The organism is Sphingomonas corticis (genome assembly GCF_012035195.1).
GTDB classification, from domain to species: domain Bacteria; phylum Pseudomonadota; class Alphaproteobacteria; order Sphingomonadales; family Sphingomonadaceae; genus Sphingomonas; species Sphingomonas corticis.
Window position 1 is genome coordinate 124615 of the sequence record NZ_JAAVJH010000008.1, and the last position, 11194, is coordinate 135808.

Here is an 11194-nt window from a genome sequence, read left to right on the forward strand (position 1 = left end):
TCGAGAACACATAGGAGGATCGCCCGTGGCCCTTCCGAGCCAACATTCATCATCGGTCGCCTCGCCACCCGGCGGTACCGGCCGGAGCTACCGCCCCGCGCTGACGCTGCTGGCCAGCCTCTTCTTCATGTGGGGGTTCATCACCGTCATCAACGGCGTGCTGCTGCCGCACCTGCGATCGGTGTTCGAACTGGACTACACGCAGACCACGCTGATCGAATCGGTCTGGTTCATCGCCTATTTCTTCGCGTCGATCCCCTCGGCGAAGCTGATCGAGCGGGTGGGCTATCAGAAGTCGATCGTCATCGGCCTGCTCATCATGGCGGCGGGCGCGCTCGGCATGACGGTCGCGGCGAGCCTGCCGTCCTACGGCGTCACCCTGGTCATGCTGTTCGTCATCGCCAGCGGCATCACGCTGCTGCAGGTCGCGGCGAACCCCTATGTCGCCGTGATCGGCCCGCCGGAAACGGGATCGTCGCGGCTGAACCTGGTGCAGGCGTTCAATTCGCTGGGCACCATGCTGGCGCCGCTGTTCGCCGGCTACCTGATCCTGGGCCGCAGCCGCGGCGGCACCGCGGAGGCGGGTGCGCAGCTGACGCAGGCGCAGCGCTACGCCGATGCGCAGTCGGTGATCCTGCCTTACGTCCTCGTCGCCGTGGTGCTGGTCGTGCTCGCGATCATCATCGCCCGCTTCCCGCTTCCGGCGCTGGGCGCCTCGACGCAGCGCGCCGCGAAGGCCGATCGACACCAGCATTCGCTGTGGAAGCATCGCAACCTGACGCTCGGCATCCCGACCATGATCGCCTATCTGCTGGCGGAGATCGGCGTCGCCAACCTGTTCGTGAACTTCGTGTCGCAGCCCGATATCGCCGCGGTCACCCACGAGCAGGCGTCGCGCTACCTCTCGCTGCTGTGGGGCGGGATGATGGTCGGGCGCTTCGTCGGCAGCCTCGTCATGCAGAAGGTCGCGCCGGAGCGGCTGCTGGGCCTGTTCGCGTTCGGCGCGCTGGTGGTCGTGGCCATCGCCACCTTCAGCACCGGGCCGCTGGCAATGTGGTCGCTGATCGCGGTGGGCCTGTTCCACTCGATCATGTTCCCGACCATCTTCACGCTCGCCATCCGCGGTCTCGGGCCGCTGACCGAAGAGGGATCGGGCCTGATGATCATGGCCATCGCGGGTGGCGCGCTGGTCGTGGTGCAGGGCTGGCTGGCCGACACCTACGGGCTTCAGAACTCGTTCTTCCTGACGATGGCGTGCGAGGTGATCGTGCTGGCCTACGCGCTGTTCGGCTCGCGTCCCACCCACGCGCTGCCCGAGCCGGAAGTCACGCCCGCCGCCTGAGCGCCGGCATCGGCGAGGAAACGGGGGCGTCGGCGACGGAAGGTCGCCGGCGCCCTTTCCTTGTCGCCGCGACGCACCAGATCGGCGTTGCCATCCGACACCTCGATAGATATGTCGGACAAATAAGGAGATTGGATCATGGACGCCGCCACGCTGGACCACACCGGCTTGCGCTCGATCGATGCCGCCACCGGCGAGTCCGTGGGTGAGCCGTTCGCCGGCCACGGCGTCGGCGACGTCGATGCGGTCTGCGCCGCCGCCGCTGCCGCCTTCCCGACTTATCGTGCCACCGATGCCGAGGCGCGCGCCACCTTTCTCGAGCGGATCGGCGAGGAAATACTCGCGCTCGGCGACGAGCTGATCGAGGCCGCCTGTCGCGAGAGCGGCCTGCCGCGCGCGCGGATCGAGGGCGAGCGCGGGCGCACCGTGGGTCAGCTGAAGCTGTTCGCGGGCGTCCTGCGCGAAGGCGGCTGGATGGGGCTGCGCGTCGATCCCGCCCAGCCGGACCGTGCGCCGCTGCCCCGGCCCGACCTGCGGCTGCGCAACGTGCCGCTCGGTCCGGTGGCGGTGTTCGGCGCGTCGAACTTCCCGCTCGCCTTCTCCACTGCGGGCGGCGACACCGCCTCCGCGCTGGCGGCGGGCTGCCCGGTGATCGTCAAGCAGCATCCCGCCCACCCGCACACCGGCGCACTCGTCGCGCGCGCCATCCGTGCGGCGGTGGCGGCAACGGGCATGCCGGAGGGCACCTTCGGCGATCTGGTCGGCGCCGGCAACGAACTGGGCGGCGCGCTGGTCGCCGATCCGCGCATCGCCGCGGTCGGCTTCACCGGCTCGCGCGGGGGCGGTCTCGCGCTGGTGAAGATCGCGCAGGCGCGCGCGGTGCCGATCCCGGTCTACGCGGAGATGTCCAGCATCAACCCCGTCGTGCTCTGCCCGGCCGCGCTCGCGTCGCGCGGCGCGGCGCTCGGCGCCGCCTTCGTCGCGTCGCTGACGATGGGTGCGGGGCAGTTCTGCACCAATCCGGGTCTCGTCCTGGCCGTGGAGGGCGAGGGGCTCGACGCCTTCGTCGACGCCGCCGCCGCGGCGCTGGGCGAGGCAGCGGCGCAGGTGATGCTGACGCAGGGCATCCATGCGGCGTACGAGAAGGGCATCGGTGCCCTGTCGTCCCACGCCGACGTGACCGAGGTCGCGCGCGGCAAGGTGGGCGAGGGCGTGGCGCGCGGACAGGCGGCGTTCTTCTCGACCGATGCCAAGGCGTTCCTCGCCGACGCGGCGCTGGGTCACGAGGTGTTCGGCGCGTCCTCGCTGCTGGTGCGATGCGCCGACGCGGCGGAGCTGGAGGCGGTGCTCGCCGCCGCCGAGGGTCAGTTGACCGCGACGCTGCAGATGGACGAGGCGGACACGGACTTCGCCGCCAGGCTGGTGCCGGTGTTGGAGCTGAAAGCGGGGCGCATCCTCGTCAACGGATGGCCGACCGGCGTGGAGGTGGCGCACGCCATGGTCCACGGCGGGCCGTTCCCGGCGACCTCGGACGGGCGAACCACCTCGGTCGGCAGCCTGGCGATTGATCGCTTCCTGCGGCCGGTGTCCTACCAGAACCTGCCGGACGCGCTGCTGCCCGCGGTGCTGCGCGACGGCGGTGCCGGGGGCGCGCCGGTGCTCCATGACGGTAAACGACGGTAACTGACGACGCCGCCACCGCGCGGCGCGACGAAGGGGAGAGGATCGATGGCGCTACGCCTGATGCAGCGGCGTGACGAAGAGGGTGCGCGCGCGGTGATCGCGGCGGACGAGACGGGAGCGTGGATCGTCCCCGGCGTCGCCCGCGTCTACGATCTCGCGGCCGGCGCGATCGCGGCGGGGCAGGACCTCGCCACCGCGGTCGCGCAGGCCGGCCGTGGCGCGGCGGTGGACCCGGCCGCCGAGCTGGCCGCCGGCCGCCTGATCGCGCCGATCGACCACGACGACCCCGCGCACCTGTCGATGACGGGCACCGGCCTCACGCACCTGGGCTCCGCCGAGGGTCGCGCGAAGATGCACGCCGCCGCCGCGGCGGCCGACCACCAGACCGATTCGATGCGGATGTTCCTGGAAGGGGTCGAGGGCGGAAAGCCCGCCGCCGGCCAGACCGGGCAGCAGCCCGAATGGTTCTACAAGGGCGACGGCGCCGCGCTGGTCGCTCCCGGCGCGCCGCTGGCGATGCCCGCGTTCGCGCAGGACGGCGGCGAGGAGCCGGAGCTCGCCGGCATCTACCTGATCGGTGCCGACGGCACGCCGCACCGCATCGGCCTCGCCCTCGCCAACGAGTTCAGCGACCACGTTACCGAGCGGCACAACTACCTGTGGCTCGCGCATTCCAAGTTGCGCCCGGCGGCGCTGGGGCCGGAACTGCTGGTCGGCCCGCCGCCCGCACACGTGGAGGGCACCAGCCGCATCCTGCGCGGCGGCGCGGTGCATTGGGAGAAGCCTTTCCTGTCGGGAGAAGCCAACATGTCGCACAGCCTGGCGAACCTGGAACACCACCATTTCAAATACGCGCAATTCCGCCGACCGGGCGACGTCCACGTCCACTTCTTCGGCACCGCCACGCTGTCGTTCAGCGACGGCGTGACGACGCAGGAGGGCGACGTGTTCGAGATCGCGGCGGCGCCGTTCACGCTTCCGCTGTCGAATCCGCTCGCGCGCGCGGACGCCGCCGCCGTGTCGGTGCGCGCGCTGTGAGGGCGCTCCTCGCCGCGCTGCTGCTGGCCGCCGCTCCCGCCGCCGCGCAGGACACGACGGTGACGGTCCACGCCGATCGCCCCGGTCCCACCTACGACCGGCGCATCTTCACGCAATTCGCCGAGCATCTGGGCAACGGCATCTACGGCGGGCTGTGGGTCGGCGAGAAGTCGAAGATCGCCAACGTCCGCGGCTATCGCAAGGACGTGATCGGCGCGCTGAAGGCGCTGGGCGTCCCCGTCATCCGCTGGCCCGGCGGCTGCTTCGCCGACGAATACCACTGGCGCGAGGGGGTGGGCCCGCGTGCCAAGCGCCCGGTGAAGATCAACACCCACTGGGGCGGCGTGACCGAGCCGAACACCGTCGGCACCCACGAGTTCTTCGACCTGGCCGAACAGATCGGTGCGGAAGCCTATGTCGCGGGCAACGTCGGCAACGGCACGCCGCAGGAAATGGCCGAGTGGGTCGAATATATGACCAGCCCCGCCGGCACGCTGGCGGAGGAGCGCGCGAAGAACGGCCGCAAGGCGCCGTGGAAGGTGCCCTATTTCGGCGTCGGCAACGAGCTGTGGGGGTGCGGGGGCAACATGCGCGCGGAATATGCCGCGGACGTGACGCGCCGCTACGCCACCTTCATCAAGGCGCCGGCTGGCACGCGCATCCTGAAGATCGCGGCGGGCGCGAACGTCGACGACTACAAGTGGACGGAGACGCTGATCCGCGAGGCGTCGGGGCAGATCGACGCACTGTCGCTCCACTACTACACCATCCCCGGCGGCGGCTGGCCGCCGCGCGCGTCCGCCACCGACTTCGACGAGGCGGGCTGGGCCGACACGCTGGCGCAGGCGTGGCGCATCGACGACCTCATCACCCGTCATACCGCGGTGATGGACAAGTACGATCCGCAGAAGCGCATCTGGCTGGCGGTGGACGAGTGGGGCACGTGGTTCGCGCAGGATCCGGGCACCACGCCCGGCTTCCTGCGGCAACAGAACACGCTGCGCGACGCGCTGGTCGCCGCGATCCACCTCAACGTCTTCGCCAAGCACGCCGATCGCGTGAAGCTCTCCGCCATCGCTCAGATGGTCAACGTGCTCCAGGCGATGGTGCTGACCGACGGCGCGAAGATGGTGCTGACGCCGACCTACCACGTCTTCATGATGTACAAGCCGTACATGGACGGCACCGTGCTGCCGATCGACGTGAAGGCGGGCTGGTACAACAAGGACCAGTTCGTCATGCCCGCGGTCAGCGCCTCGGCGGTGCGCGGCAAGGACGGCGTGGTGCGGGTGGCCCTGGCGAACATGGACCCGAACAGGCCCAACACCGTGTCGGCGACGCTGGCCGGTGTCACGGCGACCGCCGCGACGGGACAGGTGCTGACCGCCGATGCGATCAACGCACGCAACGACTTCGACGCCGGCGACCGCGTGGTACCGCGCGCCTTCACGGGCGCGCAGGTCGCGAACGGCACGCTGACGGTGACGCTGCCCGCGAAGTCCGTCGTGATGCTGGAACTGCGGTGAGGCGCCTCGCCGCCGCGCTGGCGCTGCTGTCGGCGACCGCCTCCGCGCAGGCGCCGACGCCGCCCGCGATCGATGACGCCTGGCCGCGCGGCGACGTGGTGCCGGTGCACGATCCGGTGCTGATCCGCGAGGGGAAGACGTGGCACGTCTTCTCCACCGGCATCGGCCGGGAAGGGCAGGGCCTCCTCGCGCACCGCACCTCGCCCGACCTGACGACGTGGACCGCGGCGACCCCGCCCTTCGCCACGCTGCCCGCCTGGGCGCTCGCCGCGGTGCCGGGGGCGAAGAACCTGTGGGCGCCCGACATCTCCTTCGTGAACGGGCGCTATCGGCTCTACTATTCCGTCTCCACCTTCGGCTCGAACCGCTCCGCGATCGGCCTAGCCACCAGCGCGACGCTCGATCCCGCTGCACCGGGCTACGGCTGGCGCGACGAGGGGCTGGTGGTGCAGTCGCGCCCCGGCGACGATTTCAACGCGATCGATCCGAACTTCGTCGCCGACGCGCAGGGCCGCCACTGGCTGTCGCTCGGCAGTTTCTGGACCGGCCTCAAGCTCTTCCGCCTCGACCCGACCACCGGCAAGCCGCTCGACCCGCGCGCGAAGCCGATCGCCATCGCCTCCCGCCCCGTGCCCGCGGGCGCGCCCTCTATCGTCGAGGCGCCCTTCATCTTCGAGCGCGGCGGCTTCTACTGGCTGATCGCCTCCTACGACTATTGCTGCAAGGGCGTGAACAGCACCTATTACACGGTGATCGCGCGCGCGACGTCGGTCGAGGGTCCGTTCCTTGGCAAGGACGGCAGTGCGATGCTGAAGGGCGGCGGCACCATCCTGCTGCGCGCCGACCTGCAGGAGAAGCAGCGCTTCCGCGGCCCCGGCCACGCCGGCCACTTCCGCGACGCGGACGGCACCGACTATCTCGTGTGGCACGCCTACGACCGACAAAAGAACGGCGCGCCGACGCTGCGCCTGGCGCAGCTGCGCTGGGGCGCGGACGGCTGGCCGACGGTCGCCGGGCAATAGGAGAGAGCATGATCGACCGCCGCCTGTTCCTCGCCGGCACCGCCGCCGCCGCCGCAACGCCGGCGTTCGCGCGCGCCGCCCCCCGCCTCGGCAACCCGCTGGTGCGCCAGCGCGCCGACGCGCAGGTCTTCCGCCACACCGACGGTCACTACTACCTGACCGGCTCGGTGCCCGAATACGACCGGCTCGTCCTGCGCCGCGCGCGCACCCTCGCCGGCCTCGCCACCGCACCCGAGCGCGTGCTGTGGCGGCACGAGGCCAAGGGGCCGATGTCGGGCTTCCTGTGGGCACCGGAGCTGCACCTGATCGACGGCAAGTGGATCATGTATTTCGCTGCCGGCCCCAGCGGCGGCGGGGAGGACGTGTTCCGCATCCGCACCTACGCGGTCGTCTGCGACGGCGACGATCCGATGACCGGCACGTGGACGGTGCTGGGCCAGCTGCAGACGCCATGGGACAGCTTCAACCTCGATTCGACCAGCTTCGTCCATCGCGGCACGCGCTATCTCGCCTGGGCGCAGCGCGAGCCGGGGATCGAGACGAACAGCAACCTCTACCTCGCCCCGCTGGCGACGCCGCTGACGCTGGCGGCCAGGCCCGCGCGGCTGACCGTGCCGACGCTGCCGTGGGAGGTGCAGGGGTTCAAGGTGGCGGAGGCGCCCGCGCTGCTGGCGCGCAACGGGCAGCTCTTCATGACCTATTCGGCCAGCGCCACCGACGCGCGCTACTGCATGGGAATGCTCAGCGCGCGCGACGACGCCGACATCATGGACCCGGCGAGCTGGACGAAGTCGCCGGTGCCGGTCTTCGCCACCTCCGCGGCGAACCGCGTCTACGGCCCCGGCCACAACAGCTTCACCGTGGACGGGAAGGGCCGCGACGTCCTCGTCTATCACGCCCGCGACTACGAGAAGATCAGCGGCGACCCGCTGTTCGATCCCAACCGCCACACCCGCGTACAATATTTCCGCTACCGCGCGGACGGCTCGCCCGACTTCGGCGTGCCCCGCGCCAACGGTCCGGTGGCGTAGCGCGCCCGTCCGGCGGCGATCACGTCTTGGCCGCCGCCATCAGCATGGCCAGCGCCGCCTCGCCGCGATCGTGCAGCGCGGCGACGACGCCGGTCACGTCCTTGGTCGCCTTGTGCTGGCCGAGCTTCGCCGAGCCGCGCCACGTGTCGACGACGATCGCGAAGCCGCCGATCGCGTCGATCATCGCGTCGAACCGGCGCGGGTCCATCTTGGCGCGCGTCCAGGCGGGCTTGGGCGCCAGCCGCGCCTCCTGCGCGTCGGACAGATCGTCCACCTGCGCCACCAGCGCGTCGCGCGTCAGCGGCTCGACACGGCCCTCGGCCTCCACCGCCAGATAGTTCCACGTCGGCACCTGCTGGGCCGAGGCGTACCAGTCGGGACTGACGTAGCCGTCGGCGACGACGACGCTGGCGATCGCGCGCGCGCCGTCCAGCAGCGCGAACGCGCGGTTGCGGCGCGCGACGTGGAAGGACAGGCGGTCCTCGCCGTCCAGCGTCACCGGTGCGTGGATCACCGCCGCGCCCGCGGGCCCGTGGACGAAGAGGTGCGCGAAGGCATGCTCCCGCACGATCGCGCGGCAGCGCCCGACCGGCAGCGCGAAGGCGGGTTCGGGATGCATCCTACCGTCGCGGCGTGTCCTTCGGCGCGCCCCGGCCGCGCCGCTCGCCCCGGCGTTCCTTGCGCACCGACTTGGCATGGGCGCGCGCCTTCGCCTTCTTCTCCTCGCGCGTGGGCGGCACGAAGGTGTCGAGCGGCAGCATGTCGCCCGCCATCGGCTCGAAGCCGAGACCCTTCAGCGACTCCGCGAAATGCGTCGGCAGTTCCGCGGTCACGTCGATCTCGCCGCCGTCGGGATGGTCGACGCGGATGCGGCGCGCGTGCAGGTGCATCTTCCGGCTGATCCCGCCGGTCAGGAACGCCGCCGGGCCGCCGTACTTGCCGTCGCCGACGATCGGGTGGCCGATCGCGGCCATGTGGACGCGCAGCTGATGGGTGCGTCCGGTGAAGGGTTGCAGCTCCACCCAGCAGGCGCGGTTGCCGGCGCGTTCGATCACGCGGTAGCGGCTGCGCGCGGGGCTGCCCTCCGCTTCGTCGACGTGCATCTTCTCGCCGCCGGTGCCCGGCTGCTTGGCGATCGGCAGGTCGATCGTGCCGTCGTCGATGCTGGGCACGCCGACGACCAGCGCCCAATACACCTTCTTCGCGCTGCGCGAGGAGAACGCCTTGGCGAAGAACGCCGCCGCCCGCGTGGTGCGCGCCACGAGCAGCGCGCCCGACGTGTCCTTGTCCAGCCGGTGGACCAGCTTGGGTCGCCCCTCCGCCTCGTATTGCAGCGCGTCGAGCAGGCCGTCGACGTGCGCGGTCGTCTTCGTGCCGCCCTGTGTGGCGAGGCCGGGCGGCTTGTTCAGCACCAGTGCCTGCGCATCCTTGTGGATCACCATCTCGCGCGCGAAGGCGGCCTCGTCCTCGCTCAGCGGCGCGCGCTCGCGCCTGGGCTTCACGTCGCCGCGGACAGGCTCGGCGGGGGGGACGCGCAGCACCTGCCCGGCGGCGACGCGGTCGCCCGGGCCGACGCGCGCGCCGTCGAGCCGGAGCTGGCCGGTGCGCGCCCATTTGGCGACCGTGGTGAAGCTGGTGGCATCCAGGTGCCGCTTGAACCAGCGGTCGACGCGGATGCCGTCGTCGTCGGGCGCCACGGTGAACTGGCGCACGCCCTCGTCCTGCCGGCTCATGCCCCCGCTCCGACCAGGGAGCGCGCGAGCGCGAGTCCCGCGACCAGCGCGACGATCGCCCCCGCGACGGAGGCGAGCACGTAGACGAGGGCCGCGGCGATCGCCCCGCGCTCCGCCATCAGCACCGCGTCGAGCGAGAAGGCGGAAAAGGTGGTGAAGCCGCCCAGCAATCCGGTGCCCAGCAGCAGGCGCCACGTCTCGGAGCCCTCGGTGCGCGCCAGCGTGCCCGCCAGAACGCCCATCGCCAGCCCGCCCAGCAGGTTCACGCACAAGGTGCCCCAGGGAAAGCCGGGGCCGAACGCGGCGAGCGCGGCGCGGCCGACCAGGTGCCGCGCTCCGGCACCGACCGCCCCGCCGGCCATCACGAGGAGAAGAGGTTGCATGGCCCTCGCTTAGGCGCTTTGCCGCGGGGGCGCCACCGTGGCCGTACCGGGGACGCGGTGCCGCTATCTCACTCGCCGTCGACCATCAGGTCCACGTCGGTCCCGCCGTCGCCGCGCGCGCGCGCCATCGTCAGGAAGGCGCCGCCGTCTGCACGCCGGCCGCCCAGCGCGTGCTCCGCCCCCTCCACGCCATGCCCGGCGGCGAAGCCCGCCGCTGACGTCCTCGTGAAGTAGAAGTCGAGCACGCGCTGCACCGGCGCGCGAGTGGAAAAGCTGACGATCCGCAGCGCGCAGCCGCCGCCGTCCGCCCCCGCCGCCTCGCCGACGCGCGCGTCGGGATAGAGCGGCACGCCGGAGGGAAGGCGGTTGGCCCAGGCGGCGGAATAGCTGACATTCGCCGCACATCGCGCCAGCGCCCGGCGCGCGGCGGCGCATTGCGGACAGTTGCGCGCGGGCGGCGGGGCGTCGCGCAAGGGACCGAGCGCCGGCTGAGGCGTCGCGGCGTCTGCGATGTCCTCCGCGGGAATGGCGCCGCTGGCGGGCGTCGTCGACGGGCGCACCGCATCGTCGTTGGCCTGCTGCACCAGCTGCGGATCGACCATGATCTGGTCGCGCAGGGCCGCGGTGAGCGCGGGGTCGGCGGCGTTGGCCATGGCATTGGCGGTCAGCTCGGCATCCAGCGCCGCGACCGCGTCCTGCGCGTCGTTCGCGGGGGCGTCGGCGGAGCAGCCGGCGAGCAGGAGCAGCAGGGCGGCGAGCGGTCTCATGGAACCCGCGTGCCACGCACCCGGTTAAGATTCGACCAGCTGCGTGTCTTGCATCAGTACGACACCGGCTCCATATCGAGAGGCGCCATGCTGAACATCGTCTCGATCCTCATCGGTCTCGTCGCCCTGGTGCTGGGCATCGTGCCCTTCCTGCCGTTCCTGGCCTGGGGCTATTGGTTCGTCATCCCCATCGCGGTGGTCGGCGCCGCAGTGGGCGCGCTGTCGTCGCGCAACGGGGGGCGCAACCTGAACCTCATCCTCATCGTGATCTTCGCGCTGCGCCTGATGCTGGGCGGCGGCTTCATCTGAGGAAGGGGCGCCGGATCGCTCCGGCGCCCCCGTCCCGTCAGCGGCAGACCACCTGACCGCGATCGACCGCCTGGCCCAGCAGCGCACCGCCGCCCGCGCCGATCACCGTGCCCAGCAGCCGCGAGCCGCCGCCCGCGATGATGTTGCCCAGCGCGCCGCCGGCCAGCCCGCCGACGATCAGCCCGGTCGTTCCGTCGTTGCGCCGGCAGTAATAGCGGCCGTTGTAGCCGCGGTAGGGTCAGGACCCATTGATGTGAGCGTTGCGATCTGATTCAGGCTCCGCAAGGAGACCGGAATGAGCGACCTGTTTTGGCTGACCGACGAGCAGATGGAGCGGCTGCGGCCGTTCTTTCCCAAGAG

The 11194-nt window shown here is 71.5% G+C and carries 10 protein-coding genes and 2 pseudogenes; 7 read left to right on the forward strand and 5 right to left on the reverse strand.

What is annotated here, in order from left to right; genetic code table 11:
• Positions 1-25: 25 nt before the first annotated feature.
• The 6 genes and pseudogenes from HBH26_RS13740 to HBH26_RS13760 form a co-directional block, all read left to right on the forward strand.
• Positions 26-1342, forward strand: coding sequence for a glucose/galactose MFS transporter (locus tag HBH26_RS13740; RefSeq protein WP_168135193.1), 1317 nt, complete (start codon positions 26-28; stop codon positions 1340-1342).
• Between the two features lie 138 nt (positions 1343-1480).
• Positions 1481-3025 (forward strand): aldehyde dehydrogenase (NADP(+)), encoded by a 1545-nt coding sequence (locus HBH26_RS13745; protein WP_168135194.1) that lies wholly within the window; start codon positions 1481-1483, stop codon positions 3023-3025.
• Positions 3026-3070: 45 nt separating this feature from the next.
• Entirely contained in the window at positions 3071-4063 is a 993-nt protein-coding gene (gene araD1, locus HBH26_RS20775; RefSeq protein ID WP_239024792.1) for an AraD1 family protein, read from the forward strand.
• A complete protein-coding gene (locus HBH26_RS13750; protein ID WP_338057379.1) occupies positions 4060-5589 on the forward strand; it encodes an alpha-N-arabinofuranosidase in 1530 nt (509 codons plus the stop codon). The genes araD1 and HBH26_RS13750 overlap by 4 nt, the downstream gene beginning before the upstream one ends.
• Positions 5586-6611, forward strand: a complete 1026-nt coding sequence (locus HBH26_RS13755; RefSeq protein ID WP_168135196.1) for a family 43 glycosylhydrolase — start codon at positions 5586-5588, stop codon at positions 6609-6611. The genes HBH26_RS13750 and HBH26_RS13755 overlap by 4 nt, the downstream gene beginning before the upstream one ends.
• A gap of 8 nt (positions 6612-6619) precedes the next feature.
• Positions 6620-7636 (forward strand): annotated as a pseudogene (locus HBH26_RS13760) (glycoside hydrolase family 43 protein); the annotation flags it as partial.
• 25 nt (positions 7637-7661) lie between these two features.
• Here HBH26_RS13760 and HBH26_RS13765 read toward each other — a convergent pair.
• From HBH26_RS13765 to HBH26_RS13780, 4 genes are all read right to left on the reverse strand, one after another.
• A complete protein-coding gene (locus HBH26_RS13765; protein WP_168135198.1) occupies positions 7662-8261 on the reverse strand; it encodes an FMN-binding negative transcriptional regulator in 600 nt (199 codons plus the stop codon).
• Position 8262: 1 nt separating this feature from the next.
• The gene (locus HBH26_RS13770; RefSeq protein WP_168135199.1) at positions 8263-9375 is read right to left on the reverse strand and encodes an RluA family pseudouridine synthase; all 1113 of its coding nucleotides are present in this window, start codon (positions 9373-9375) and stop codon (positions 8263-8265) included.
• Positions 9372-9758 carry a fluoride efflux transporter CrcB gene (gene crcB, locus HBH26_RS13775; protein ID WP_168135200.1) on the reverse strand — a complete coding sequence of 129 codons (387 nt, stop codon included), beginning with the start codon at positions 9756-9758 and terminating at the stop codon, positions 9372-9374. Before crcB ends, HBH26_RS13770 begins: the two co-directional genes overlap by 4 nt.
• 68 nt (positions 9759-9826) lie before the next feature.
• Positions 9827-10525: a hypothetical protein gene (locus tag HBH26_RS13780; protein ID WP_168135201.1), complete on the reverse strand. Its 699-nt coding sequence runs from the start codon at positions 10523-10525 to the stop codon at positions 9827-9829.
• Between the two features lie 87 nt (positions 10526-10612).
• On the opposite strand from HBH26_RS13780, the gene HBH26_RS13785 reads away from it, so the two are divergent.
• Positions 10613-10834: a hypothetical protein gene (locus HBH26_RS13785; RefSeq protein WP_168135202.1), complete on the forward strand. Its 222-nt coding sequence runs from the start codon at positions 10613-10615 to the stop codon at positions 10832-10834.
• 37 nt (positions 10835-10871) lie between these two features.
• On the opposite strand, the pseudogene HBH26_RS13790 reads toward HBH26_RS13785, so the two are convergent.
• Positions 10872-11069: pseudogene (locus HBH26_RS13790) on the reverse strand (glycine zipper 2TM domain-containing protein); the annotation flags it as partial.
• Positions 11070-11194 lie beyond the last annotated feature (125 nt).